General features: G+C 58.8%; 27 protein-coding genes and 1 pseudogene. 18 read left to right on the forward strand and 10 right to left on the reverse strand.

The features are described 5' to 3' along the window. Window positions 1–271: 271 nt before the first annotated feature. The 9 genes from KHO23_RS12330 to KHO23_RS12365 all read left to right on the forward strand — a co-directional run bounded on the left by KHO23_RS12330 (window position 272) and on the right by KHO23_RS12365 (window position 10291). The gene (locus tag KHO23_RS12330; RefSeq protein WP_211611675.1) at window positions 272–3805 is read left to right on the forward strand and encodes a type VI secretion system Vgr family protein; all 3534 of its coding nucleotides are present in this window, start codon (window positions 272–274) and stop codon (window positions 3803–3805) included. After that, window positions 3795–5222 carry a hypothetical protein gene (locus KHO23_RS12335; protein WP_211611510.1) on the forward strand — a complete coding sequence of 476 codons (1428 nt, stop codon included), beginning with the start codon at window positions 3795–3797 and terminating at the stop codon, window positions 5220–5222. Before KHO23_RS12330 ends, KHO23_RS12335 begins: the two co-directional genes overlap by 11 nt. A 123-nt stretch (window positions 5223–5345) precedes the next feature. Then, complete coding sequence (locus KHO23_RS12340) at window positions 5346–5651, forward strand: hypothetical protein (protein WP_211611511.1); 306 nt, start codon at window positions 5346–5348, stop codon at window positions 5649–5651. After that, window positions 5641–6762 carry a hypothetical protein gene (locus KHO23_RS12345; protein ID WP_236066812.1) on the forward strand — a complete coding sequence of 374 codons (1122 nt, stop codon included), beginning with the start codon at window positions 5641–5643 and terminating at the stop codon, window positions 6760–6762. The genes KHO23_RS12340 and KHO23_RS12345 overlap by 11 nt, the downstream gene beginning before the upstream one ends. 8 nt (window positions 6763–6770) lie before the next feature. Further along, window positions 6771–7064: a hypothetical protein gene (locus KHO23_RS35040; protein ID WP_236066813.1), complete on the forward strand. Its 294-nt coding sequence runs from the start codon at window positions 6771–6773 to the stop codon at window positions 7062–7064. A gap of 1 nt (window position 7065) precedes the next feature. Then, window positions 7066–7356 (forward strand): PAAR domain-containing protein, encoded by a 291-nt coding sequence (locus KHO23_RS12350; protein WP_201107833.1) that lies wholly within the window; start codon window positions 7066–7068, stop codon window positions 7354–7356. A 12-nt stretch (window positions 7357–7368) separates the two neighbouring features. Further along, window positions 7369–8778 (forward strand): hypothetical protein, encoded by a 1410-nt coding sequence (locus KHO23_RS12355; protein WP_211611512.1) that lies wholly within the window; start codon window positions 7369–7371, stop codon window positions 8776–8778. Between the two features lie 23 nt (window positions 8779–8801). Further along, on the forward strand, window positions 8802–9230 hold the full coding sequence (locus tag KHO23_RS12360) for a hypothetical protein (protein WP_211611513.1): 429 nt from the start codon (window positions 8802–8804) through the stop codon (window positions 9228–9230). 362 nt (window positions 9231–9592) lie between these two features. Continuing rightward, entirely contained in the window at window positions 9593–10291 is a 699-nt protein-coding gene (locus KHO23_RS12365; RefSeq protein WP_211611514.1) for a 4'-phosphopantetheinyl transferase family protein, read from the forward strand. Here KHO23_RS12365 and KHO23_RS12370 read toward each other — a convergent pair. Together KHO23_RS12370 and KHO23_RS12375 are read right to left on the reverse strand one after the other, a co-directional pair. Beyond that, window positions 10288–11133, reverse strand: a complete 846-nt coding sequence (locus KHO23_RS12370) for a hypothetical protein (RefSeq protein WP_236066814.1) — start codon at window positions 11131–11133, stop codon at window positions 10288–10290. The two genes, KHO23_RS12365 and KHO23_RS12370, sit on opposite strands and share 4 nt — an antisense overlap. Before the next feature lie 12 nt (window positions 11134–11145). Beyond that, the gene (locus tag KHO23_RS12375; protein ID WP_211611515.1) at window positions 11146–11625 is read right to left on the reverse strand and encodes a hypothetical protein; all 480 of its coding nucleotides are present in this window, start codon (window positions 11623–11625) and stop codon (window positions 11146–11148) included. A 300-nt stretch (window positions 11626–11925) separates the two neighbouring features. Here KHO23_RS12375 and KHO23_RS12380 point away from each other — a divergent pair, with 300 nt between their 5' ends. Together KHO23_RS12380 and KHO23_RS12385 are read left to right on the forward strand one after the other, a co-directional pair. After that, a complete protein-coding gene (locus tag KHO23_RS12380) occupies window positions 11926–13161 on the forward strand; it encodes a YbfB/YjiJ family MFS transporter (RefSeq protein ID WP_211611516.1) in 1236 nt (411 codons plus the stop codon). A gap of 87 nt (window positions 13162–13248) precedes the next feature. After that, a complete protein-coding gene (locus KHO23_RS12385) occupies window positions 13249–14403 on the forward strand; it encodes an alpha-hydroxy acid oxidase (protein ID WP_211611517.1) in 1155 nt (384 codons plus the stop codon). Here the strand turns inward: KHO23_RS12385 and KHO23_RS12390 are convergent. Continuing rightward, complete coding sequence (locus KHO23_RS12390) at window positions 14389–14553, reverse strand: FmdB family zinc ribbon protein (protein WP_093642035.1); 165 nt, start codon at window positions 14551–14553, stop codon at window positions 14389–14391. The genes KHO23_RS12385 and KHO23_RS12390 overlap by 15 nt on opposite strands. A 281-nt stretch (window positions 14554–14834) precedes the next feature. Here KHO23_RS12390 and KHO23_RS12395 point away from each other — a divergent pair, with 281 nt between their 5' ends. The 4 genes from KHO23_RS12395 (at window position 14835) to KHO23_RS12410 (ending at window position 16671) form a co-directional block, all read left to right on the forward strand. Next, complete coding sequence (locus tag KHO23_RS12395) at window positions 14835–15320, forward strand: adenosine-specific kinase (protein WP_211611518.1); 486 nt, start codon at window positions 14835–14837, stop codon at window positions 15318–15320. After that, the gene (locus KHO23_RS35625) at window positions 15278–15424 is read left to right on the forward strand and encodes a pentapeptide repeat-containing protein (RefSeq protein WP_211611519.1); all 147 of its coding nucleotides are present in this window, start codon (window positions 15278–15280) and stop codon (window positions 15422–15424) included. The genes KHO23_RS12395 and KHO23_RS35625 overlap by 43 nt, the downstream gene beginning before the upstream one ends. A 3-nt stretch (window positions 15425–15427) precedes the next feature. Then, window positions 15428–16348, forward strand: coding sequence for an ATP adenylyltransferase family protein (locus KHO23_RS12405; protein WP_211611520.1), 921 nt, complete (start codon window positions 15428–15430; stop codon window positions 16346–16348). A 161-nt stretch (window positions 16349–16509) separates the two neighbouring features. After that, window positions 16510–16671, forward strand: a complete 162-nt coding sequence (locus KHO23_RS12410; protein ID WP_181448450.1) for a hypothetical protein — start codon at window positions 16510–16512, stop codon at window positions 16669–16671. A 76-nt stretch (window positions 16672–16747) separates the two neighbouring features. On the opposite strand, the gene KHO23_RS12415 is transcribed toward KHO23_RS12410, so the two are convergent. Continuing rightward, complete coding sequence (locus tag KHO23_RS12415; protein ID WP_154562395.1) at window positions 16748–17221, reverse strand: Lrp/AsnC family transcriptional regulator; 474 nt, start codon at window positions 17219–17221, stop codon at window positions 16748–16750. Window positions 17222–17536: 315 nt separating this feature from the next. Then, window positions 17537–17908 (reverse strand): hypothetical protein, encoded by a 372-nt coding sequence (locus KHO23_RS12420; protein WP_211611521.1) that lies wholly within the window; start codon window positions 17906–17908, stop codon window positions 17537–17539. Between the two features lie 806 nt (window positions 17909–18714). On the opposite strand from KHO23_RS12420, the gene KHO23_RS12425 reads away from it, so the two are divergent. Genes KHO23_RS12425 through KHO23_RS12435 form a run of 3 tightly spaced genes read left to right on the forward strand, consistent with a single transcriptional unit; the run spans window position 18715 to window position 23285 of the window. Beyond that, window positions 18715–20130, forward strand: a complete 1416-nt coding sequence (locus KHO23_RS12425) for an undecaprenyl-phosphate glucose phosphotransferase (RefSeq protein WP_211611522.1) — start codon at window positions 18715–18717, stop codon at window positions 20128–20130. Window positions 20131–20152: 22 nt separating this feature from the next. Continuing rightward, entirely contained in the window at window positions 20153–22531 is a 2379-nt protein-coding gene (locus KHO23_RS12430) for a YjbH domain-containing protein (RefSeq protein ID WP_211611523.1), read from the forward strand. Between the two features lie 19 nt (window positions 22532–22550). Further along, a complete protein-coding gene (locus KHO23_RS12435; RefSeq protein ID WP_211611524.1) occupies window positions 22551–23285 on the forward strand; it encodes a carboxypeptidase regulatory-like domain-containing protein in 735 nt (244 codons plus the stop codon). 19 nt (window positions 23286–23304) lie between these two features. Here KHO23_RS12435 and KHO23_RS12440 read toward each other — a convergent pair whose 3' ends face one another. From KHO23_RS12440 to KHO23_RS12460, 5 genes and pseudogenes are all read right to left on the reverse strand, one after another. Next, window positions 23305–23466, reverse strand: coding sequence for a hypothetical protein (locus KHO23_RS12440; protein ID WP_211611525.1), 162 nt, complete (start codon window positions 23464–23466; stop codon window positions 23305–23307). After that, window positions 23441–24691, reverse strand: a complete 1251-nt coding sequence (locus KHO23_RS12445) for an O-antigen ligase family protein (RefSeq protein ID WP_211611526.1) — start codon at window positions 24689–24691, stop codon at window positions 23441–23443. The genes KHO23_RS12440 and KHO23_RS12445 overlap by 26 nt, the downstream gene beginning before the upstream one ends. Window positions 24692–24751: 60 nt before the next feature. Further along, a complete protein-coding gene (locus KHO23_RS12450; RefSeq protein ID WP_211611527.1) occupies window positions 24752–26242 on the reverse strand; it encodes a lipopolysaccharide biosynthesis protein in 1491 nt (496 codons plus the stop codon). Window positions 26243–26260: 18 nt separating this feature from the next. Then, window positions 26261–26422, reverse strand: a complete 162-nt coding sequence (locus tag KHO23_RS12455) for a hypothetical protein (protein WP_211611688.1) — start codon at window positions 26420–26422, stop codon at window positions 26261–26263. Then, window positions 26373–26492 (reverse strand): annotated as a pseudogene (locus KHO23_RS12460) (NAD-binding protein); the annotation flags it as partial. The gene KHO23_RS12455 and the pseudogene KHO23_RS12460, both read right to left, overlap by 50 nt. Window positions 26493–26665: the final 173 nt, after the last annotated feature.

Raw genomic sequence — 26665 nt, forward strand, 5'->3', positions numbered from 1 at the left:
GCATGCCGCGAGAAGGATGAAGGGTAGATAGAAGAAAATTCTTTGGGGGCGCCGCCGACAATGCTGCAAAAGTATGCGATTTAGTTATCTATTTAACAGTTTGCAATACTAAATGAATTGTGTTGACAAAAAATGACATCATTCTGAGACTGTCCTATTTGATTCGGTCCCAAAGTCCACTAGAGTTTTTGCCGGGGTATTCGGTGAATCTCTAAGAGGAGGGGGCGTGAGTCAAAAAACGGGTTCCGCGCACCGGCACTATCGTCTCGACATGCCACAGGCCAGTAGAGCCGAGTTGGCCGATATCTTTGCCTTTGTGGGGGAGCGGGCTATCGGGGAGCCTACCCGGTATCAGATCCAGTTCACGCATTCGCAGCCGGACCTGTCGCGCACGGACTATCTGAACAAGCCTGCGGCGTTCGTGATCCAGCCGCCATTCAATCCGCTCGCAACGCTCAGGGCGGAACCCGAACGGCGTGTGCAAGGCGTTGTCACGGGCTTCAGCCAGCGGGGCAGTAGCCGGGACGAAACCACCTACGAGGTTGTGCTGGAATCGCGCCTGGCACTCTTGCGCAACGCACCGAAGTGCCGGTTCTTCCTTGAGAAGAGTTTTCCGGACATCATTGAACAGATCCTGCGCGAACACGGCTTCGACAGGATCCACGGCAGCTTCGAGTTCAACCTGTACCGCACCTATCGCAAGCGTAGTTTCGTGATGCAATGGGGCGAAGACGATCTGACTTTCATCACGCGGCTATGCCGTCGCTGCGGTATCTGGTTCGTCTGCGAAGAGGGCAAGCACTGCGAAAACGTGCGATTCGGTGACGACTTCACGCACTACCGCCGCGACCCCGACCTGAGCGTGCCGTATCGTGAGTACAGTGGCCTGGAAAGCCCGGGGGTGGAATCGGTCGATTCGCTTGAAATGGACGCGACGACCCTGCCGACGAGCTACAAGGTGCGCACGTTCAGCACTGAGCGTCCGCTATCCGAACCGATCGAAGCGGCCAGCCGGATCACCGAGGACCGCACCACCTATGGCGAGGCTTATACGTGGGGCACGCCGGACCTGAGCGAGGATGAGGCAAAGGTAGAAGCGCTGCTGCGACGCGAGGCGGCCGTAGCTTCCCAGGTGGTGTATCGCGGCACCTGCAACATGCTGGACCTCGCGCCCAGTTGCATCCTCAAGTTCCCGAACCGGACACTGCCCGATGCTGAGTACGGGCTGCTCACGGTACGCGTGAAATGCAGCGCATCGCGCAAGCAGCCGTACCGCGTCGAATTCACCGCGATTCCTTCTGACCGGCTGTATCGGCTGCCTCTGCTGGAAGATACGTGGCCCAAAGTCGAAGGGGTCATCACGGGCACGATTGCCTCGCCGGGCGGGTACAAGGACCCGTATCTGGACGCGCAGGGTGCCTATATCGTGCACATCCATGCGGATCAGGACAAGCGCAAACCTGGACTGGAAAGCTGCCCGATGCGATTGGCGAAGCCGTTCGCGGGTGCGGGACAGACCGGTTTCCATTTCGGTCTGGTCGAGGGGACGGTGGTGACGGTGGGCTTCCTGTGGGGCTGCCCGGACCTTCCCTTCATCAGTCAGGTACTGCACACGGCGCAGGATACCGACCCGATCAATTCCGCCTATCCGTGGGCCACACGTAACACGCTGCGCACGCGCTCGAACAACACGTTCGAGATGGAGGACGGCGCGGGTCGGGAGCACATCAAGGTTGCGACAGAACAGGGGAAGTCACAGCTGAACCTTGGGCATGCCGTCGATCGTGACCAGAACGAGCGCGGTAATGGTGCCGAGCTTCGCACCGACAAGGCCGCAGTCATGCGGGGCGGCGCGGGCGCGATGATGACGGCTTACGACCGCGCGGGCGGTCGCGGGCATCAGACCGACATGCAGGAGACCATTGCGCAACTCAAGGAAATGCTGGCACTTGCTGAATCGCTGGCGCAATCCGCGGAAGCGTCGAAGGCGTCGCCTGCAGACACCCGCGCGCAGAAAGCGATCAACGACGACCTCAGTGAGCTCAGGCGGCCAGGCGGCCTCGTTACTGCACCTGGTCCGGTCGGCGTCGTGTCAGGTGACGGCGTACAGCTTGCCGCCGACGGTTCGATCATCGGCACCGCAAAGAAGGGTGTGCATTTCAGCACGCTCAAGCGTTTCACCGTGGCCGCGCGCGATCTGGTATCGCTGTTCACGCAGAAAGGCATGAGTCTGATCGCGGCGGCGGGTGCGGTCGTCGTGCAGGCCCAGCGCGGGTCGATGCAGCTTGCGTCGCAGAATGATATGACCGTTGAAACGGTTGGCGGCGTGCTGCATGTGAAGTCGTCAAGGGAGATCGCGCTGAGTGTCGGCGGCACGTATATGCGGATGACGCCGGACGGGATCGAATATGGCTCCCGGGGTGGCGCCGTGTTCAGGACAAGTGGCTTGAAGAAGGTGGGTCCTGCGCAGATGGACCTGGGTGGCGCGGCATTCGCACCGGTCTTCGTGCCGTTCACGACCGGGTGTGAGGTATGGCGGTCGAATCCGGATTTCGTTTCGCCGCCAGCACCTGCGCCAGCACCAGACGCGTCGCAGTGGGAGTCGTTGGGGAATGCGGGAGCAATTCCGCCTGCGCCTGATGCGGGTGCGATAGCGCCGTCTCCGCCTGGCGACTTTTTCTCACGTCAATCCAGCGGTGGCGTGCCAGCGGGTGCATCTGCCTTTTCACCGTTTGACGGAAAGCCGTCAAATGTGGATTCAGGGGTGCCTAAAGCCAAGGTCACATTGAACAGTCCCGACGATCAGCAGCAAGCCTATGTTGCGCCTGATCCTATCAAGCTCGCAAATGCGGTTCCTTGCGACTGGAAGATCACGGACGTGAAGGCTGATGTCAGTGAGCATATCGAAGCCAAGTCGTATTGGGGCAGGCTGGACGACCGGACTCCGTGGATGAGCGACGATAAAACGACGCAGTACCGGGGCGGTGGTTCGAGAGACTCAAATTATGAATTTGCATACAGCGAACAGGACAAGGCGATTACCTGCACCGTTCGCGTGATGTTGATTCCGATGGATCTGTTTCCGGTTGACGCAACTGGAAAGCGTGATCTTACGGCTCACGATCAAACGATCCCATACAATTTTTCCGGTCATTCGAAAATGACGCCTGGATCTACACGCAAGGGTGTCAAGATGGACTATCGCGATGCGGTAGGAGATAAATACGATCTCATCGCGCTGAAAAGTCGTATCGAAGCAGTGCTGGATCAGGGTGGCTATAAGCTGATCCTGAACGGTTGCTCCAAGGGCGCGGCGTGCGGATGCCGAGTGAAGGTCAATTTCAGGGTTGATCTTCGCGTATCGGTCAAGGGTGCGTCCATTGCTGGATTTACTCCTCATGTTTCGAATCACCTGTTTCCATTTGTTCTTCGGGCGGATACGTCGTCATGGGGGGAGGGGCAGAAATGGCTGGATGACAAGGGGGACATACATGATTATCCAATGGCGAATGTCGAAGCGCATGAGTGCGGCCATTATTTCAATTTTCCCGATGAATATTTCGATCAGGGTGGCTGGCTTCACGAATCCTATATCAAGGATGAGCAGATCGATTTTTCACTGGTCGATGCGAAGGCGGAAACCCTGGTGTGGCAAGGGCGTTCGCAGAAAAACCTGATGGGCTATGGTGCCAACCTGCCGTTGCAGAATGGTCGCGCGACTATCAAGCCATATTACCTGGAATATGTGCGGCGTCAGTTTTCGCTTGCGACAAAAAAATTGTGGAGGGTTGGCTATGATTCGTAATTCATGGATCAGGCATTTTTGGCATGCGGCCCTCGCCTTGGTTGTGCTTGGAAGCAACGCACACGCTGAGACTGTAAACGCGGAGAATCGATCGATGCGATTTAGCTACACGACAAATGGGGCTGCGGATGGCAGTATCAATAAATATGGGAACAATGCAATATCAGTTCTGGGTGATACTTTACGCGTTCAAATTGGTGACTCCTCATTGGATCGAAATATCAATGGTGTCGGTATATATGAGTTAAAACTGATAAACCAGAATCTGGAAGATGCCAGGAAACTTGCGGAATTGCTGTGCTCTCCAAAGGACCCGGCAAGCGACGTGCCGATCCCTGATCTTTACACAGCGAAATGTAGTGGGGAGATGAGAAGCAGTTACATAAGAGACTTTAGTCGCGATGTCGCAAGCAAAATTGCTGATCTGGTGGACTCGTTAACAAATGCGGGGATTCAGGAAGGGCGAAAGCTTGTGAAACTCGATGTTTCACTTGTTTCAATTGAGCGTGCCAAGAATGGATTTCTGGTGTCCGTCAGGTTTATCAATAGCGGAGACCACCCGATCAAGTTCAGGACGCCTGATAAGTGGGATACCAAGATTGGCAAGGATATGGATATCTTGGGTGTAAACGGCTACCAAACTGGATCACATGATTCTAAATTTGGTCTTGGGTTGGCGGGTAAGCTGCTCGAAAATCCGGTCGGGTTTCCTGATGGAAAGGTCACTCTTGCGCCGCATAGTTCGGTGACTTTTAAGATGAAAACAACATCCGTCAGTAAATTTGTCGCGGGTAGCTATGATCTCAATGTTGGCGTGTTCATGAACATGGAAGTCATCGGGACCCAATCGAGTCTGGTGCGTGTCGATTTCCATTCTGACTACAAGAACCCGACCCGCGTGACCTTCGACCGCGACTACCCCTCGACTCCGCAGGAGCGCGAGCAGTGGGAAGCGTACCAGCGGACTCGCTTGTCGTATTTCCCGGTCAATCCTGGCGAGAAGTTTGCCGAGGACGGTCTGTATCGCGCGGTGCGCACGACAGGCAGCGGTGCCTATCGCAGCCTGCAGCTCGTGCCATTCAAGGTCGGGGACGTTGCTACGAGGGACAACGTAAAAATGCTGATGGCGTCCGCCAGCGGTACGGAGTTTGATGGGCCGGTGCAATGGGTATGGGAGGGCAGCGCGCCAACGCCCGTCAAGCAATACTCGTTCGACATCACTGAAGGCACCGAACAGGTCTGCCAGGCAGGGACCGTTTGCCCACGTAGTGGCCGCTGGCTTGCACGTGTCCACTCGGGCAGTTTCTCCACCGCCGGGTCGTATCGCTACGACCTCGCGGGCATCGTTACCCTGCGTCACGGACAGAGCATGCCCGTCAGAAACGACGGAGCCGATTGGGAATGGCTGGGGATATGACATGAGCGAACGCGCCTGCATTCTCCGGTTGGACCGCACTACAGCAAACGGCATCGTGCTTGACGGTATAGAGAACGTTGGTCCCGACGAACGCGGAATGATTTACATCGGGGCTCGCGTGCAGTGCCCCGCCTGTTGCTCCATCGGTCACATTGTCGCGAATTTCCCGATGAGTATTTCGATCTGGGTGGCTGGCTTCACGAGTCTTATATCAAGGACGAGCAGATCGATTTTTCTCTGGTCGATACGGAGGCGGGAACCTTGGTGTGGCAGGCACGTTCACCGAAGAACCTAATGGGTTATGGTGCAAATGAACCGTTGCAGGAGGGTAAGGTAACGGCAACGATCAAACCGTATTACATGGAATACGTGCGGCGTCAGTTCTCGCTTTCAACAAAGAAGTTGTGGAGGGTTGGCTATGATTCGTAATTTCCGGCGTATTGCGTTGAGCATTCTGGCAATCTCCCCAGTTGTTCTGGCGGGGTGTGCAAATGGAGGGACTATGGATATGGAAAATCACGCGATGCAATTTAGCTACACCACAAATGGCGGCGCGGATGGAAGCGCCAATTCCTACGGAAACAACGAAGTGACAGTTTCGGGGAATGTGCTATCGGTCCAGATTGGTGACTCTTCAAACAACAGGAATATCAATGGGATTGGGATCTATGAATTGAAGTTGCAGGGTGAAAATCTGGAATCGGCCAAGACGCTTGCTGAGTTGCTATGCTCTCCGAAGGACCCAAAAAGCGACGTTCCAGTCACTGATCTTTACGGTGCACGATGCGACGGAAAAATGAGAAGTGGTTTCGTGAGGGACCTTAGTCGTTCTGTTGCAATCAAGATCGCCGATCTGGTGGATTTGCTAAGTAATGCAGGGGTTCAGGATGGACGGAAAATTGTGAAGCTGGATGTCTTACTCACGTCTATTGCCCACGCGAAGGATGGATTTCTGGTGCACGTAAGATTCGACAATACGGGAGATTATCCGATCAAATTCAAGACGCCCGATAAGTGGGATGCCAGGATTGGCAAGGATATTGATATCTTGGGCGTAAACGGCTACCAAACTGGATCACATGATTCTAAATTTGGTCTTGGGTTGGCGGGTAAGTTGCTTGAAAATTCGGGCGAATTTCCCGATGGAGAGGTCAGTCTTGCGCCGCGCAGTTCGGTGACTTTCAGGATGAAAACAACATCCGTCAGTAAATTCGTCGCGGGTAGCTATGATCTCCATGTTGGCGTGTTCATGAACATGGAAGTCATTGGTACCCAATCGAGTCTGGTGCGTGTCGATTTCCATTCTGACTACAAGAACCCGACCCGCGTGACCTTCGACCGTGACTACCCCTCGACTCCGCAGGAGCGCGAGCAGTGGGAAGCGTACCAGCGGACTCGCTTGTCGTATTTCCCGGTCAATCCTGGCGAGAAGTTTGCCGAGGACGGTCTGTATCGCGCGGTGCGCACGACAGGCAGCGGTGCCTATCGCAGCCTGTCGTGCCATTCAAGGCCGGGGACGTTGCTACGAGGGACAACGTAAAAATGCTGATGGCGTCCGCCAGCGGTACGGAGTTTGATGGGCCGGTGCAATGGGTATGGGAGGGCAGCGCGCCAACGCCCGTCAAGCAATACTCGTTCGACATCACTGAAGGCACCGAACACGTCTGCCAGGCAGGGACCGTTTGCCCACGTAGTGGCCGCTGGCTTGCACGTGTCCACTCGGGCAGTTTCTCCACCGCCGGGTCGTATCGCTACGACCTCGCGGGCATCGTTACCCTGCGTCACGGACAGAGCATGCCCGTCAGAAACGACGGAGCCGATTGGGAATGGCTGGGGATATGACATGAGCGAACGCGCCTGCATTCTCCGGTTGGACCGCACTACAGCAAACGGCATCGTGCTCGACAGCATCGAGAACGTTGGCACCGACGATCGCGGCATGAGTTACATCGGAGCACGCGTGCAGTGCCCCGCCTGTGGCTCCATCGGTCACGTTGTCCCAAATGGCCCGCGTGCCGAGGACGACGGCCTGGACGGCAAGCTGCCCGCACTGGAGGGCGACTTCTGCCGCTGTGGCTGCAGCCCGCCGCCGACGCTGATTGCCTCCCAGCGCGACTGGACGTACGGAAGCTGACACGGAGGAAGGATGAGTTTTCGCTGGGACCAGGCGATACCAGATGAACGGGAGGCGGGAGAGCCTCCGCCCGTCTGGATCTATCTCGTGCTGTTCATCATCGTGGAGTGCGTTGCGCTGGCGCTTACCGTAGCGACGTGGCCGAAGGGCAAATCGGTGAATTCGATGGAATTTTTCCGGGGAGTCCTGCTGATCGGGCCGGTTTTCTGGGGGGCGATATGCGCATTCATTTATCACAGTGCCCACGGACTCTACGCCTTCGAGACAGCCGTTGTGAATCAGGAACGCTGGCGGCAGCGAAGGTCATGGCAGCAGCAAGGCCGCTGCGGCGTCGCCGTGCTGGACAGCGTGGTGCTCACGCCGGAACCGGAACTGGCCGAGCGCATGCTGGGCCTGGACGGTACGCCGCCACAGAATCCCGGCAAGGTCATGGCGCTCGACATGGATGAGACGGGGGCTGCATCCCGGCTGCATGCCGTGCTGGAAAAACTGCTTGTGCCGCTCGCGCCGAAGCTGGCTGGGGCCATGCGCAGCGATTCGTTCCTGCTCATGATGCAGGGCGACCGGGATGAATCGTCCGACATCGTTCGCGCCGTATGGAAGAAGCTGGAATTGCCCGGGGCGCCGCGCATTGTCCGCATGAAGGCCATCACGGAGCCGAAGTTTGCGGAAAAATGGTTCCCGGCTGACAGCGATCCGTATTACCGGCTTGTTCTGGCGTGGCATCTGAATGATGGCGGCCCGGATGCGCCAAAGGACTGCTCGGAGTTTGCCGTAGCGCTGCTGTTGGGCTCGCATCAGCTCATGTACAACCAGCGGGGCAAGCTCAAGGCGCAGGCGTGGCTGCTGCGCGGGATTGCGACCGAAGCCGATCAGGCCGAGGATGCGCTGACGCTGCTGCTCAGCGCGGAGCAGGTCGAGACGAAACGCATCCGCAGTTTCTGGCATAACCGTCTGAAGGGCCTCGCGCAGCACGCAACCCTGGGCGCCGTTAGGGAAAGCGGTCTGGAGGTTTCCACGCATGCGCTCGACACGGCAATCGGCCCCCAGGCTCCGGTGTCGCGGTGGCTGCTGTATGCGCTCGCCGCCAGGATGGCGCACTTCGGACAGGGTGCTCAACTCGTGGCGTTACCAGGTGAAAAGGGTGTGGCGTTCAGTCTCGTCGCCAGGGAAGCGCAGCCGGTGAATCTGCCATGGAAGGACAGTTATGAGTATTCCATCATTCCATGTGCCGAGATTGTTCTGGTGTGCATGAGCGTGCTTGGCGTGCTGCTACTCGATGACAGCGTGGGCTGGAACGGACTGAAGACCGCGGGCGTTGTCATCGTGGTGGTCGGTATTGCGGGATTTTTTGCGGAGAGATACTTCCGGTCAAGGATGCTTGCCGAAGAAGTCTGGCGCGTGTGCCACGAAGGTTCATGATGCCCACACGAGATCTGCGGCGGATGCGCATTCTGCTGGTTCCGCCTTTCATCAGGTTCACCTGGGCTGGCATGTTCATAACGGCCATCTACACGAACGTGGTGGGATGGTTTGCCGCAAAGGACCTGGGTGATCCGGCATGGATACAGTACCCGCTGATCCTGCTGGGGTTCACGGTGGGATTCATTGCGGATGACCTGTGGCGTCACTGGCAGGACGGTGTCGCCCATGCGCTGCACTTCGACGACTTCATTGACGGGGTATGTCCCGATACGGAACACGAAATCTGCGAAGCCGCGGTGTGGCGCTGGTACGTGAAGCAGGGCAGGCCGTGGTGGATCAGCCGGAACCGCGAACGCCCGCAGGTGCGCTGTGTCGATGCGTGGCGGCGTATGGAAGCATATCAGCGGGCGATGAAGGCCGAAGAATTGCGACTCAGGAAGAGGTCATGAGCATTCAACCGTTGAACGGGATCAACCGCTTCATTGCGTTGTGCTGGCTTGGCCTGCTGGCGAAGATAACGACCGTCTGCTAGCTCGTATCGGAAGACATGTCGTTGAAAGTCTGTACATGGAGATGCCCGGAATACAGGTCAATCCACGATCGCGACATCGACGCTGCGCTTAATGTTCGGGCCGCCGGGCTTGCGATGTCAGCCCACGTGGAAAGCGTAGGTCCCATGTCCCTTTGAGATGATGTTGCGTTGCATTCCATGACGCGGGAATCCCCTTCCGTCAGATAGGGGAGGATGCCAATTCGGGTACAGTCGCGCATATTCTCTTACGACCGCGTGTCTAACGCCCGAACCTTCGCGATGTATTCGATCGAACCGCTTGCATTGCCGCCTGACTGCCCGTCCGACGTTTCGTTGTGGCGCGTCGATTTCGCTTTCGACGCGTCGTTGGAGGATGCCGCCTTTGCATCGCTAAGCGACGACGAACGAGCGAGAGCCGCTACCTTTCGCCGCCACGAGGATGCGCTTCGCTTCGCGTCTGTGCGCGCGGCGCTGCGCGAGCAACTCGCGCGATATCTTGGCATGGCGGCACACGCCGTTCGATTCAAGCTAGATGCAAACCGTCGCCCTCATCTGGCCGATTCCCACTCGCTCGATTTCAACGTATCGCATGCAGGCTCGCACGGGCTCATCGCGATGTCGTCAAAGCGGCGTGTCGGAGTCGATATCGAACGGCTCAACGATAGCTTCGATTGGCGTTCGATCGTAACGTTGACGCTCGATGCGAACGAAGCGGCGTGGATCGAGCGCCTTGACGTTGAGCAGCAGCTGGCTGCGTTTTACGACGCGTGGGTCGCGAAAGAAGCGCTAGTCAAAACGACGGGCGTGGGCATCACGCGCGGCTTGCAGCATCTGACGGTGCTGCCGCGCGACAGCATGCAGGTGACGCTACGCAATACGATTCCGGATGACATGCGCGAGATTGCTGCGCGCTGGATCGCAGCGCCAGAAGGCTATGCTGCATGCGTGTCGTGGTCGACGAAAACCTTCGCCCGCTAGGCGCCCGATTCGCCAAACACCAACGCCTTAGGCCATCCAAAGGCATGCACCTGCGTGACCGGCTGCGCGAGTGCAACCGCCGCGCGAATCTTTCCCGACATCGGCAAATCGAGCACATGCCAGCGGCCATGCTCTGCGAGATCGAATGCGCAGGCTACGCCATCGCTCGACAGCAGATCCGGATCGACATTGACGGGCGCATAGCGCAACGCGTTGCTCAAACTGCCGTAACGCGCGCATCGGCGTGAGCCTTCCGGCGGCTCGTCGCGAGCCGCACCCGGCGAGGGTACGACGACGCTCAAACCGAGCGTCGCCGACGCAATCCCGATCACGATCCAGATGCCGGCGTACGCGATGTCGATCGTGATGCCGCGACCGTCCTGCGGATGACGCGCGCGCAGCTTCTCGTTGCCGTCGTCCTGCAAATCGACGGCCTGCGGGTGGCAGTCGAACAGATTCGCGACAATCCAGCGCGTCACCACGCGTGCGCTAACAAAGCGTTTGCGTAGCGCCGAGTTCGGATGAAGCCGGGCGCGTTCGCGCTCTCCCTTCGACAGCCACACTTCGCCTTCCTGCACCGGCACGGGTAGCCATTCGCAGCGGAATCGCCACAGATGCAACTCACCCGCGCGTGGCGCGGCGACGCCGCGCGGATAGTGGCGCGTTAGCGGATGCGAGACAAATTGCGGCAGGGCCGCGCTGACGATCGCGTGCGCGGTTCGAACGGGTTGTGCAGGTTGAGCAGCTTGCAAGGCGTTTGCGCTATTCGTCGCCTGTGAGCCGATGCTGTCACGCACGCGCGACAGAGTTAAAGGAGCGAGAGGAGCGAGGTCCAACGGCATACGCTCGGGTCCTCAATGCATATACGTGACGCGGCGCGCTTGTACGTCGAGTTCGACACCGGCGTCGAGCAGATCGATGGCGAACCAGCGGATCAGCTTCAATACGCCGCTCACGGCCGGCGCCGGCAGCCATTCGTTCAGCATGCGCAACGCGGCGCCGCTGTGCGTTTTTTGCAGCAGTGCGATGGTTTGCAGAATCACGGCTTCGTCTTTGCCGAGATCACTGGCGCAGCGGCATCGCATGTCGAGCGGACGATAGGACACGCACATCAGCGAACGCATCAGCAGATCGAAATGTTCGATGCCGTCTTGCCGCAAGCCCACGCCGCTCAGGATGTCGCGCCAATGCACGCCGCCGCGCGCCGTTTCGCACGCCGGCCGCAGCCAGGTGCGTACGGCGCTGAGGACCGTGCGATCGGGTGCGTCGGCGGTATCCGTGACGTGATCGTCGACCAGGTCGGCACGGCTGCTGTATTGAGAGCGGAAGTTCATCGATGCTCCTGAGTGGACACGGTCCAATAAGTCGCGCCGGCCTGATCGGATGAGGGCAGCGTCGCAGGCCTTCATGATGAGCCAAATTGCCGGTAAATGCAAATCATTCTCATTTATAAAGTGAATTGGACAGCGTGCAGCATCGTGGATTGGTGCAGTCCGCGAGCGGTCCGAAGGGCCTGGCGGTCGCGTGCCGGGCGTTGACTCTGCAACTAACGGTCAATCGCGGCTGGCGCCCCCGGATATGATGGCGCCATGCCGCAGCAAGCCGGCCGCATCCTTGCCTACCCACGCTAGCCAATGCCGACAAAATCTCTCGACGCCGCATCGACCACTCACTCCACCGAAGCGGCGCAGCGCCTGCCTACCTTGATGCTGGCCGCCGGGCTGTCGCTAGGCAGCGCGATCGCGCTGGGCCTGGCCCGCTTTGCGTATGCGTTGCTGTTGCCGTCGATGAAACTCGACCTCGGCTGGAGCTTCGCTCAAGCCGGCGCGATGAACACGGCCAATGCGCTGGGCTATCTGCTCGGCGCGCTGGCTTTTCCGCCATTCGCGCGACGCTGGCCGGCCAGTGCGTTGTTCGGCGTGGGCTGCGCGGCCACCGCGCTCCTGATGGCCATTAGCGGTCTGCTTGCCGACACGCATTCGCTTCTCGTGTTGCGCGTCATCACCGGCGCGAGCAGCGCGGCGGTTTTCATCAGTGGCGGCGTGCTGGCGGCGCGGCTTGCGTCCGCGAGACCGAACGATGCGGGCCTGGTGCTCGGCTTGTATTACGGCGGGACCGGATGGGGCATCGTCGCCTCCTCGGTGTTGGTGCCCCTGACGATTCTCAACGTCGCACATGGCTGGCAGTTTGCGTGGTTCGCGCTGGCGGCCGCGTGCGCGGTGTTCTCCGCGATCGCCGTTGGCGCCGCGAGAAAAATCGAAAGAACGCACGCGACCGGGTCGTCTGCCGCGCATGCTGCCGGTGTCGCCGCCGCGCCACGTTGGCCGCAATTCAGCCTCGCGCTGGCCGGCTATGGATTGTTCGGCGTCGGCTATATCGGCTACATGACCTTCATCGTCGCGCTGCTGCGCAACGCGGGTATGAGCGCGGTGGTGGTGACGGGTTTCTACCTGTTGCTCGGCGTGGCGACGGTTGTATCCGCGCGCGTATGGTCCGGTCTGCTCGACCGCATGCGTGGCGGCCACGCGCTTGCGATACTCAACGCGCTGCTCGCCGTGGCGACGCTGCTGCCGGCGTTGTTCACGCAACCGTGGGTGGCGTTCGTCTCCGGTGTGCTGTTCGGCGCGACATTTCTCTCAGCCGTCGCGTCGACCACGGCTTTCGTGCGCCACAATTTGCCGGTGAGCCACTGGGCCAAGGGCATCAGCGCATTCACGATCGTATTTGCGTTCGGGCAGATCGTTGGGCCGATGGTGATCGGCTGGGTTTCGGATGGTGCCGGTCTGGCTCGCGGGCTGGTTTATTCCGCGTTGCTGCTGGCGGCCGGCGCGGTGCTGGCGGCTTGCCAGAAGCCCTTGCGCGGCGTCTAGGTGAATTGTCCCCAGGAATTCCCGCTATACCGGGCGACTGTCTGAAGCACGTACACTCACCGCTTGTTCCCAGCGCTGAGAGAAATCGTGCCTGTCATTACCTGCATCGAAGATTTACGCGTGCTTGCTCAACGGCGTGTGCCGCGCATGTTCTACGATTACGCCGACAGTGGCTCGTGGACGGAAAGTACCTACCGCGCCAATGAAAGCGACTTCCATCGCCTGAAGCTGCGTCAGCGCGTGGCCGTCAACATGGCGGGCCGCAGCACGCGCACGGAAATGATCGGTCTGGAGGCCGCGATGCCCGTGGCGCTTGCGCCAACGGGCTTGACCGGTATGCAACATGCCGACGGTGAAATCCTCGCCGCGCGCGCGGCGGAGAAGTTCGGCGTGCCGTTCACCTTGTCCACGATGAGCATCTGCTCGATCGAAGACGTTGCCGCCCACACCAGCAAGCCGTTCTGGTTCCAACTTTATATGATGCGCGACCGCGATTTCATCATGCGCTTGATTGAGCGCGCTCGCGCGGCACGGTGCAGCGCCTTGATGCTGACGCTCGATCTGCAGATCCTCGGCCAACGTCACAAGGACATCAAGAACGGGCTGTCGGCGCCGCCCAGATTGACCCCCGCGAACCTCATCAACCTCGCGACCAAGCCGCGCTGGTGCCTCGGCATGCTCGGCACGCGGCGGCGCACGTTTGGCAACATCGTCGGCCATGCGAAGGGCGTGGGCGATCTGTCGTCCCTGAGCTCCTGGACCGCAGAGCAGTTCGATCCGGCGCTGAGCTGGGCCGACGTCGAATGGGTCAAGAAGCAGTGGGGCGGCAAACTCATTCTGAAAGGCATCATGGATGTCGAAGATGCGCGTCTCGCCGCCGACAGCGGCGCTGACGCGTTGATCGTCTCAAACCATGGCGGCCGCCAACTCGACGGTGCGCCCTCTTCGATCTCGGTGCTTCCCGAGATCGCACGCGAAGTCGGCTCGCGCATCGAAGTGTGGATGGATGGCGGCATTCGCAGCGGACAGGATGTGCTGAAAGCTGTCGCGCTGGGCGCGAAAGGCACGCTGATCGGCCGCAGCTTTCTCTATGGCCTGGGTGCAATGGGCGAGGCAGGTGTCACGCAGTGCCTGCAGATCATCCAGAAGGAACTGGACATCACCATGGCCTTTTGCGGCCACACTGATATCCGCCAGGTGAACGAGCGGATCCTGCTGCCTGACACCTCAGCTTTTCCTTGATGTCTTGGCGACAAACGGCGTCGGTACGTGCTGACACGTTTCGCTGCCGCATTTCGGGCAACGGGGATGGGCGACTTCATGTTCAGCGAGATGTTCAGCGTGCTCGAACAACTCGCCACACTTCTCACAACGATATTGATACGTCGGCATGACTCTCCTCCAACACGAATTTCACCTGCGCCGGCGAGGTCTGGTTCGCCAGCACGATCCAGTACGGTGAAAATTCATTCTAGTGCAGCAAATGCGCAGTCATGCGTCTCATCTTGCCCAGTGCTCACTGGCACCCGCGCCCCGCGCTATCGCTGATGGCGGGTTCGTACTAGGCTTGATTGTGGAAGGCAGTCGCCGGCCGGCGAAACTTGACGAACCGCGATCCGCTGACGAAAGCAGCCTCCCCCCGGGGTTCCTGGGGCCACAGAGCGAGGTCCGATATGCAACTGCTTACGGTAACAATCGTCAAACCCGAAGCGACGAACTTCATCCTGGGGCAGACCCACTTCATCAAGTCTGTCGAGGACCTGCATGAGGCAATGGTCGGTACCGTTCCGGGCATCAAGTTTGGTTTGGCTTTTTGCGAAGCGTCGGGTAATCGTCTCGTGCGCCGCTCCGGCACCGATGCGGATCTCGTCGAGTTGGCGTGCCAGAATGCCATGGCCATTGCCGCCGGCCACTGCTTCGTGATCTTTCTGGGCGATGGCTTTTACCCGGTCAATGTGCTGAACGCGATCAAGGCTGTGCCGGAGGTCTGCCGGATCTTCTGCGCGACGGCGAATCCCACGCAGATTCTGATTGCCGAGACAGACCAGGGGCGCGGTATCCTGGGTGTGGTCGACGGGCTCCCGCCGCTCGGCGTTGAAAACGAGGAGGGCGTTCAATGGCGCAAGGATCTGTTACGTGCCATCGGTTACAAAGCGTAGGTGCGGTTACGCGTATTCCGCGACATGCGCGTTTGCGACATGCGCGTTTGCGACATGCGCGTTTGCGACATGCGCGTCTGCGACATGCGCTTCGGTCTGCGTGAATCATGGAACATCGGCATCTCCAGCCCGGCACCCTGTGGCCGGCCATTCTGCGCCAGACTGAGCATGCGCTGCGTTGTGGCGCACTGCGGCCGATCGAGACAACCCAGGCGCTGATCGAAGATCACGGCATACGCTTCCTGGTCCGCCAGGTCTCAAGCCTCGCTCGCAAGGAGGCAACGCGACAGGCACCTGCAGATCGGGCCGGCACACGCAGCGCGATCAATCCGTTTCTTCCTTATGATCCCGACCTCTTTGTGTCCGATCTCTCGGACACGCACGTTGCCTTGCTCAACAAGTTCAACGTCATCGACCATCATCTCCTGATCGTCACCCGTAGCTTCAAATCGCAGGACGCGCTGCTCGATCTCGCGGACTTTGCTGCATTGATTGCCTGCATGGCCGAGTTCGATGGACTGGGTTTCTACAATGGCGGCGCGGAGGCCGGCGCGAGTCAACAGCACAAGCATCTGCAGATCGTGCCGCTGCCGCTCGGCGAATCTGGTCCGGCACTCCCCATTGAGTCTGTGCTTGAATCCGCTTGCATGGAGAGTCCGATTGGCAGGGGACCCGGTCTGGCATTCAGGCACGCGTTCGCCCCTCTGGAATTGGCTTCCGCCATCTCAACGGACGCCGCACACGCCGCGTTAGATTGCTACCACGCGTTGCTCGAAGCAGTCGGCCTGCGAGCGATCGAGGTGAATGGCGAACTCCACCAGTCGGCGCCGTACAACCTGCTTGTTTCTCCTCGATGGATGCTGCTCGTGCCAAGGTCTTCGGAACGTGTCGAGGGAATTTCGGTGAATGCGTTGGCGTTTGCGGGATCGCTCTTCGTGCGGGACGCAGCACAGTTGCAAGTTATCGAGAGGCTCGGTCCGATGACCGTGCTGCAACGAGCGGCGATTGCCGCTGTCATGGGGCAATAGCGTGTATCAGATGTATTGGAACCCGTTCGGGCCGGCCGGTTTCGAGAACGCCCGTGCGAAACAGCCCGTGCGAACCGGGTAGGGATGAATGAGCAACGGTAGGTGCTATTTCTCTGGTCACCTAATATATAGGCATGGTTTTGACCTCAAAGGAGGTTGCCATGACTCAATCGATGATGAGTTTTGTAGTAGGAATCGTCGTGGTGCTATGCCTCGTAATATTTACAGCGGCGCGCTACAGGCGAGAACACAAGGATGATCAGCCGGTTGCTCGCTGGCTGCACGCGCATCCGATCAAGGACTGGCTGCACCATAAGCACTAGAGACGTGGGCGTTCCGTTGCGCGACAGGTAAGCCTGCGTAGCGACAACGCCCCGTTCTTCTCCTTTACAAACCGAGCTAGATCGCAATCGATGGAATGCTCTTCATGCATCGGAGGGCAAACATCGAGCGGCTATGGCGGATGCCCGCGATCTTATAGAGCTTCTCGCGCAGAAACCGCTCGTAGCCCGCCGTACCGTCGACCGCCACTTTGACCAGATAGTCGTAATCGCCCGACACCAGATACGCTTCCAGCACTTCAGTCAGCGTTGCCAGTTCGGCGCCGAAGCGGGCGAGTGCGTCGTCGTCGTGACGGTCGAGCGTGACTTCGAGCAGCACCACGTCGGCGAAGCCGAGCTTCTGCTGATCGAGCAACGCGACGTAGCCGCGGATGTACCCCTCAGTTTCCAATTGACGCGTGCGATTCCAGCACGCCGTGGTCGACATGCCGACCAGTTCGGCGAGTTCGGCGTTGCTCAGGCGCGCGTTCTTCTGCAACTCGCGCATGATCTTCCGATCCTGGTTGTCCAGTGGGCGATTTCGGGTGGTCACGGCATTCTCGGGAGTTTATTCAGATAAATGCCATTCTAATGGAAGATTGTCCTGCGGACGGCGGATGGGTGCATTGCTTTAGGAAGCATATCCAGCCTGCGTCCGGGTATATTTTCAGGGTGCTTTCATGCCCGGGACAACCGTCCGGGCCGCCGGCCTCAGGCCTGCGGTCCTGCGCGGCCACAAGCTGCCATCCGGTGTCTCGCTGCCTTCACAGGACGGCGGCACGCGGGCGAATTCCGGCGCCACCAGTGCCGGAAGACGCGCTCGCCGGGCATGGAAGCATTTTCTTGCGACACAGATAACAGATCGCGTTCAGCTGGATTTGGTCCGCGCGCTGACCGCGCTTTGTACCGCGACATTGCGATAGACGTCGCGACAGAATTGCATGCCGGCTTCATGCGTGCCGTTGACGGCGACCGCTATATGCACTGCACTTTCAGCAGGCTCTGGCACGGGTGGATTGACGAGGGCGGCGTCGATGGCGAGAGGATCGGTAGACGAGGCCCGCATGATGCCGATGCCCTTGATCGTCACCGCGAGGCAGGGGTCCGGCACTTGCGGACCATGAGTGGCGGTGACGTTGAAATTGATGTTCAGCGTCCAGAAGCCCTCATGAATGTTCTGATGAATGATCACTGCCTTCACCACGTCCTGATGTGACAGCGTGTATTCATGGTTTGCCATCGGTCCCTCCTTGCTCGTACGCAGCCTGTGCGTGCGTGTGCAGATATGGCATTTTGCGCGGGCTAGGGGAGCTAGTTTTACGCACCGTTTTGCACAGCGCAAGCGAAAAGGCAAGTGTTTCGGCCGCGTAAAAGTACTTCTCCACTCTCCTTACTTCAGACCTTCACCACGCCGCACTACGCCCACTTCCGATCACTCGATCGATCGAAGCCGTTACGGGCGACGTTACGTAACGGGCGCGTTACCGAACACGCTTTCGCGTCTTTTTTGCCGGCCCCGAGCCGCAGCGTCGGAACAAAAAATGCATATCCGACAAGGGTTTGCCCGATGTGCGCTGATCAATTATTAAAGAAATCTGACGATTGGCATGCTTGCTGCTTTAAAGGTTGCGCGGTGCACAACACAGGCAAGACAAGCAGTAAGTGAAGGTGAAGTTCGAATCAGCGACTGGCCTGGTCGGGGGTATCAGGTCTGTCTCCTCAACGCACATGCGGTGTGATCCTCTGTTCGGATTCCGTCGCGGCGGCGTTTTGCCTGAGTACCCAGATTAGACGGGTGCGAGCGGCTTGCTGTACATCCCCCATCGTTGTTCAGGAACGTCCAGTCGTTCGGTTTCGCGCTGGATGAGCGAAATCCAGATTGTTTTGCATTGCGCGCTTTTTAGCGGGCGGGGGCAGTGTTGTCGCCGCGAAGGGCGTGGTGGTTGAAGTAAGAAAGACATGAGCTGTCGAAGCGAACACAAAGCAGACACAAATTGAGCAGCTCGACAAGAACGTTTGGCGTGAGAGACCAGCGCGGGGATAAGAATGGATACAACAAATTTTGCGCAGCAAAGAAGAACGATACCGGGGTTGGAAGGCCTGATCGCGCGCTTGCTCGATGTGATGCTCGTCGTCTTCGGGGCGTTGGCCGCATCGCAGGTGCGATTTGAATATCTCACGCAAAGCCGTATCGATACGGCATTCGTTGCGTTTGCCGCGGCTTTTACTCTGGTCTTGTTCCCCGTATTCGGCGTCTACAGCTCATGGCGTGGGCGAGCAATGCTGCGGATGTCCGGTCAGGTATCGCTAGCGTGGTTCGTGGTTCAAGGCTGTGGTCTCGTGCTGATGTTCTCGCTGCATCGCACGGATTTCATTTCACGTCTCTGGTTTGCCTATTGGATGGCGATCACGGGCGGCGCGCTGATTGCGTCGCGTCTGCTTGTGCACGCCGTGCTCGCACGCGTGCGGCACGCAGGGATGAATCTTCGCCGGGTTGCGGTTGTCGGATGCGGGTCGCATTGCCACCAGGTCGTGCGCAATATCGAGGGCTCGACAACTAGCGGATTTCGCGCAGTGGCGGCCTTTGATGTGCGGCCGGTGTTGGGAACTATAGGCTCAGGTGTGCCGGTGTACGACGACATCACCAAGTTCGCCGCCTACGTGAGATCTCACGACGTGCAGGAGTTGTGGCTTGCGTTGCCACTCTCCGAGGAACGCACGCTGTTGCGCTTTGTGGCTGAGTTTCGCGACGATCTCGTGAACGTGCGCTTTGTACCCGATATGCGCAGCGTTGCGTTGTTCGATAGCGGCATGATCGATTTGATCGGCATGCCTGCGATCAACCTGGTCGCGTCTCCGGTGCCGGCAGGCGCGTTGGTGAAGAAAGAGATTTTTGACCGCATGTTCGCCGCTTGCGCGCTGATTGCGCTTGCCCCGTTGCTGATTGCAATCGCGATTGCGGTGAAGCTGTCATCGCGTGGACCAGTGTTCTTCACGCAGCGGCGCAAAGGTGCGGATGGACGCATCTTCAAGATCTACAAGTTCCGCTCGATGCGTCCTCATACCGTCGAAACAGGCGTGGTGAAACAGGCCACACGGGGGGATCCGCGTATTACGCGAGTGGGTGCGTTTCTCAGGAGTACCAGCCTGGATGAGTTGCCGCAATTCTTCAATGTACTGCGGGGCGATATGTCGGTAGTGGGGCCGCGGCCTCATGCGATCGAACACGACGAGCTTTATCAGAAAGTAGTGAACGGCTACATCCATCGGTACCGGATCAAACCGGGGATCACAGGTTGGGCACAGATCAACGGATTTAGAGGAGAGACAGACCAGATCGAAAAGATGCAAGGACGCGTCGAACACGATCTGTATTACCTGCGCAATTGGTCGTTTGGGCTCGACATGCGGATAGTCGCGGCGACGATAGCGAAGGGTCTGGTTCATAGCAACGCGTACTGACACCTGCACACAATAAAAAAACATGGCCCTGAAACTACGCGGACAACCACTCCGATCGGCGCCAAGCGCGCTGTCACTTGCTGCGGCTTTAGCCTTCTCCGCTTCGGCGCAAGCGGCCGACCCTGCGCTGAATGCGCTCGGGCAGGCGGGTGGTTTGGTGATTCCGTATGCGTTTGTACTGCCCGAAGGAACGGCGGAGGCGCAATACAACAACTACATCGATCCGCGCTACGGAAAGCAGGCGACGGGTGCGCAGATGTACTGGGGCGCAGTGGGTTTGCTGCCTTATGTCGAGGTGTCCGGCGGGCTTGCCAATTACCCGGCTGATGTCCACGCACCCTTCAGCACCGCCGACCACAACCTGTTTCGCCACCTGATGGCGGACGTCAAGCTCGAAGTGCCAAAGTTCTTCAAGTATCAGCCGAGCATTGCATTTGGTGTCACGGACGTTGGCGGCCAGACGCATTTCTTCCGATCGAAATACGGCGTGGTCTCGCAAACGTTTGGACCGGTGACTTTGACTGCCGGTTACGGCCAGGGCGATCGGCTCGACGGTCCGTTCGGCGGCGCGCAGGTCTCGCTGTGGAACACGGGATTGTCGCTGCTCGCAGAAGACGATTCGAAGACGCCTTATGCCGGCGTGCGCTATCAGTCTCCGCGGATTAGCTGGCTAGCCGATGCGAACGTGATCGGTACGCTCATGCGTTCGATCCGTTCGACGAATGGGGTGTCGCCGCGCACGTCGTTCTCGGTGGCCATTCAGATTCCGCTGGGCAAGCGCTTTAGCAGTACGCGTTGTGCAAACGGCTTGTGCGAAGGCCCGCAAGTACCGGTCGCCCAGACCGCGGATGCCGGCGATGAAGGTCCGATCCGCCTCGCCAGCCTGCAATCGGTGGACACGCGCGCTTCCACAGGTACCAACAATGCGCTGGCCGCAGCGCCGATTACGTATGTGCCGCCGCTGCAGTCGTATGCGTCTGTGATGCTGAGTGACGTGACAGCTGCTAAATCGTCGGATGCGCAGTCTGCCTCCATTCCGGAAGCGCTGGATACCTCCGCGCTCGACGAAATCGCCGCACAACTGTTTGCCGCCGGCCTCGAGCGTGTGCGTGTCGGGATGAGTGGCCGCGATCTGGTGGTCGAGTACGAGAACCATCGCTACAACCAGAACGAGGCTGACGCGCTCGGCATCGTGCTTGGCGTGGCGAGCGTAAACGCGCCGCACGGCACCGACAAGATTCACGTGGTCATCAAGAAGGCCAATGAGCCGTTAGGCGAAGTCATTGTCGATCGCGATGCATTTGCGCAATTCGTTGAAGGCGGCGCGCCGACAGCCGCAAGCGCATCAATGACGATGCGCACGCGTCCGACCTACGACGCGGACTCGATCGCATGGCATGGCAATGAGCACACGCACGGGCTGACGCGGATTCAGATCGAGCCGATTGTCAGTTACCTGTACGGCACCGAGTACGGCAACTTCGACATCTCGCTCGGCGCCAACATCGAGGGGTTCGTGCCGCTATGGCGCGGTGCCGAACTGTACGCGAGTTATATCGCGCCGATCTACAACACGAAGAACATGGACGAAGGCCGTGTGTTCAGCAACTACCGCTTGCGCGGCGGTCTGAATGCGGTCGCATTGACACAAAGCTTCTGGATCATGCCGCAAGTGTTCAACGTGACATCGGTCGGCAAATTCGATTACTCGTATGTCGGCGTGCAAAACGAAACAACGGTGTTCGTGCCGGGCCGCCCCGATCTGATCCGCCTGCGGCTCGCCTATCTGCACCATGAGCCGGGCCATGACGCATTGCCGAGCGAGAAGAACGCCGAGCTGACTTACCGCTGGGTGCAGCCGTCCTGGAAGCTGTGGATCGAAGCGGGCGTAGCTCGCTTTGTTGGTGGGGACAAGGGACCGGTTGCGACGCTGACACGCTGGTTCGACGACGTATCGGTGAGCGTGCATGGCGAGCATAGCGGACAGGGCACGTTTGTGGGCGCCGCAATCAGCTTCCCGCTGACGCTGCGTCAGGGCATGAAGCCCGGGATCAGTCAAGTGTACGGCTCGGAACAGTTCGGGCTCGACTTCCGCACGCGGGTGGGATCGACGAATTACGTGGCGACCAATGCGGCGGAGAACATGACCTTCCCGTATAGCACGCAGCAGTTCTTGCTGAATCAGGGCCGCTTTAGTGGCGAGTACTTCTCGACTCAGCTTTACCGGATGCGCGATGCGTATTTGCGTTACGGGCGCCCTGGTACTGACGAAAAAAAGCTGAAGCCGCAAGCGAATGTGCCTGCTGTATCGATGGGCGCAGCGCTTTCACATGGCATCTGCGGAAACGGTTTGCAGGGTGTAAGCGAAGGACGGGCACTGGTGCCGGTCAATTGTGAATGACTTTCTTTGGAGATAGGCGATGAAGCTTCTAAACGGCGCCACGCTGCGCACGCTGCAGTTCGGATCGATAGTGTTTGCGACCAGTGCATTGGTCGCATGCGGTGGTGGAACCAGTAGCGGCGGTTCGCCGGTGGGAACGGTGGGCGGCACAGCCGCTGTCGGCGTGGCGCTGGCTAACGCAAGCATCACGCTGACCTGCAAGAACGGTTCAGGTAGCGCGACGGCTAATTCCAACGGCGCTTACACGACGACGTTCGCGTTCGACGGTCCCTGCACGATTACTGCGACCGGCGGCGCGATCACGATTCACTCGTTTGCGGCCGGCGCGGGTACATTCAACGTGACGCCGCTGACGGAATTGTTGCTTGACTATCTGGCGGGGCAGTTGGGAACGACTGAGAGTGGGTTGCTCTCGGGGATATCTTCTAACACTTCGTATCAGAGCGCGCTGTCGAACAGCACGGTGATAGCGAATGCTGAGGCGGCCGTCGCGAAGCTGATCAAAGACCGGTATGGGATCACGCTTGCGTCGTCGTCGTTCCTGACGGTTTCGTTTGCGCCGGGCACGCCGGGTGCGGATGCGGATCTCGACGCGTTGCTTGCGGCCGGAGCGATTTTGAGTAATGGGCAGCCGGCGGCTTCATTGGCTGCAGCCGCGTTGGCGGCAGGGGCGGCGGCGCCGATTTCGAGCGGGAGTGGTGGGGCGACGGGTGGGACGGGGGGGAGTGCCGGGACGGGGACGTCGGCGAAGTAACTCGACCAGACGAACAACTTTATTGAGGCAGGGTGGCGCCGTCCTGTTGAGGATGAACGCCACTCACCTGGTCAAACATCACGAAGATCCATTGCACCGAGCACATCATTTGTTCGACGTGCATACGACGACGATCCTGTTCATCTGCAATGTGGCTATCCGGCGGGTTGGTGTTCGACACTGAACGACCCGTCCGTCACGGGTCCGCCTGGCTGCGGTAGCGCGCGGCCGGCGCGCTTCTCCCTGACAGACATTGCCAGATGACACCCAATGAACGTCCAGAAATACCAGTTGTAACTCAGGTAGTAGAGCGTGTTGTCCGAGTAACTTTCAAGCAGGTACGACACGATAAGCACAATCGCAACCACCGCTGATTTCCGGTTCATCCGGGTCTTCCAGATTGTGACGAGACTGGCGCCGAACGTAGCGATATACAGGCCGAGTCCGATCACGCCGGTTTCGTATAGCGTCTGTATATAGGCGCTGTGTGCGTCGGCGGTATCTTCCAGCGGGAAAAAGCGTTGCGAGTTGCTTCTGAAAGAGCCCAATCCCTTGCCCTCCGTTCGTGAGTCGCTGGAATCGATCAAAGCGTATTCCCACAGCAGTTGCCGCCATGAGAAGGAGTCGAGCTGCACACCGCTTTGCACGTCTTGAGCGGAGCCGCTTGTGCCGAGATCGGTCAGTCTGTTGGAGATGGCCGGCACGAGTAGCAGCGGCGGCACCAGAATCAGACAGAGCAGCATCTTCCGGTTGATCAGCGTCGAATACAGAATGAACGACACCATGATTGCGATCCATGCGCTGCGTGTTTCGGTGAGAACAAGCAGGATCAGCAGGAAGGGCACATACATGAGCCTGAACATTTTCCAGCGCGGATTCTTTCTCTGCGGGTCGATCTGAGGCAGATAGAACAGCGCAAGGACGACCAGCACCAGATAGAACGCGAGGATGTTCGGGTGTTCGAACGTGGATTGCAGCCGGCCGCTCAGCTTGTCGATAAAGACGTACTGGATGATCGCGAAAAACGACACGGCAAACGACGAGTAGATCACGCACTTGATCAGTTCTTCCGCGTGCTTTCGCGTCGTGATCACATTCGCTGCGATGAAGAAGATCATCGCAGCCGAGAACTGGCCGAGAAACAGCCGCAAGCCTTCGTAGAAATCCGGTGAGCGTAACAGCGAAAGCAGCGAGTAGCCGAGATACGCAATCCAGAAGAGCAGCGGCGTGCGGGGTATCGAGAGGCCTTTGCGAAGCAGCACCACGAGCCCCAGCATGATGATGAGACCGTTCAATGCGGCGCCAGGCGACATGCCGCCCTCATCGAGCCTGAGCGATTCGAAGACGATATCCAATGCCGAACGGATAATGATGATTGCGTATAGCGTGCGTCTGATCAATGTCATTTTATTTTTGTCCTCGGTTTGCTGCCGACGATGGCCCAAAGCCGTCGGCGTTTCTGCTGTTTATATGGCTTCGCCAACCTGACCCGCGTCCGACTTGAGCACGGAAGCACGCGTCGGCTGGCGTGACAGCGTGTTCAGCAGAAACCGGAGGTCGCCCGTGACATGCAAAATCGCGGCGTAAGCACCCGTTACGCCGATGATCTTCGCGGCGAGAACGATCGGGTTGAATTCGAATGCGCTCATTGTCAATTTCACCGCAGCGCTTGCGACGAGCATCAGCGCGATTCCGCCGAGGCATCCGATCGACGGCCGGAACAGCGAAAGCAGCGACGTACCGAATCCTCGGCGCGCGAGAATGTAAAAGGTCATCAAGCCGTTGATCACGAAGCTGGCCGACACCAGCCACGCAAACATCACCAGACTGCCCGACAGCGCGCCGATCACCATCGCGCTGATACTGCAGGCTGCGCACAGCATTCCTGAAAAGGAAAGCAGATCCGTGCGTCCGATGGCCTGAAAAATCGCACCGACGGTGGACAGCACAACCTGTATCGCAATCGACAGGCTCAGGATCGAAAAGATCGGCGCTGCAAGCGACCACTTCTTGCCATAGGCCAGAAAGATGATCTCGTCAGCACACAAAAAGCAGCCGACGCCCGCAAAGCCGCCCGCAATCAGCAGCGCGCGGATCACCGTTTGATATGAAGAAAAGATCGTGGCCTTGTCGTTTTGATGGGCTGCATAGATGGGTTGCAGCGCGGGCGAAATAATTTGCGTCAAATTGGCATTGGGCAGCAGCATCAACCGGTACGACATGTCGTAGAGGCCAAGTGCGTTGCTTCCCATCAGCCGACCCACGACGAGCTTGTCGAGGTTCTTCGTGAAGTAGTTGGTCAGGTTGAAGAAGAACTGATAAACCGAGTACGAGAGGATTCGCGTCATTCCGCGGAAGACCGGTCGCTTGAAAGGGTTGAACCGGCTCGTGACGAGGCAGAACGCGAACATGCTGCACGCGTAGGACGCTCCTTTCAAGGCGAGCGCAAACACGCCGAAGTTCGCGTATGCCGTGGCGATACCCACGCAGCCGGAAAGAATTGCGGAGGCAATCTCCACCATCACGATCTCTTTAAACTTCAGCTGCTTGCGCAGTACCGCGAACGGCACGATGCCCCAGCATGACAGCGCAATGTTGAGCGCCAGAATTTTCGCGATCGCTATATAGCGCGGCTCGTGATAGAACGTCGAGAGAAGCGGTCCGCCGAACACGAAAATCATCGACAGCATCGAGCCGACGAACACCGTCAGCCAGAACAACGCGGACAACTGCTCGCGTTTCAGTTCGAACTGAACGATGGCCGGCCCCAGCCCCATCTCGCTGATGAAGGAGAAGAACGTGACGAGGACCGTCAGCACGGCGATCACGCCGAAGTCGGACGGACTCAAGAGGCGCGCCAGTACGGCTGTCACTACCAGTTGGACAAGGGTATTGCTGTAGCGCCCGATAAAGTTCGCGAAGAGGCTCTTACGGATCGTGTGATTCAGATTGGACATGACTCGACTCTCGCAGCGTTATTGCGCCGATACTTCCAGCGCCACTTCCAGCCCGCTCGAGCGGCCGATCGCGTGGTACGTGAAGCCCCACTCGCGCATTTGTTGCGGCTCATAGAGATTGTGGCCGTCGATTAAGTGCGTCGATCCTGTGTGAATCGACGTCGAGGCAAAAGACCTCATTGCCGAGTTCTGCGAGGCACGCGGCCGTCACAAGGCCCACGTATCCGGTGCCGACTATGGTTATTTTCATGGTATTTGCGGTGTCGATATGTATTGATGCTTCGCGCGTCATCCGGTTGGCAAACCCCATTGCCCCCGTAACACCTGATGACGGACCCGACGCAGCGCTTTTCAGAAAGCTGAGTCTTCTTACGCAACATCCGTACCAATCCCTTATTTGAGTTCGATTCGTTCAAGGGACGT

This window comes from Paraburkholderia haematera, assembly GCF_905220975.1.
In the GTDB taxonomy this organism is placed as follows: Bacteria; Pseudomonadota; Gammaproteobacteria; order Burkholderiales; family Burkholderiaceae; genus Paraburkholderia; species Paraburkholderia haematera.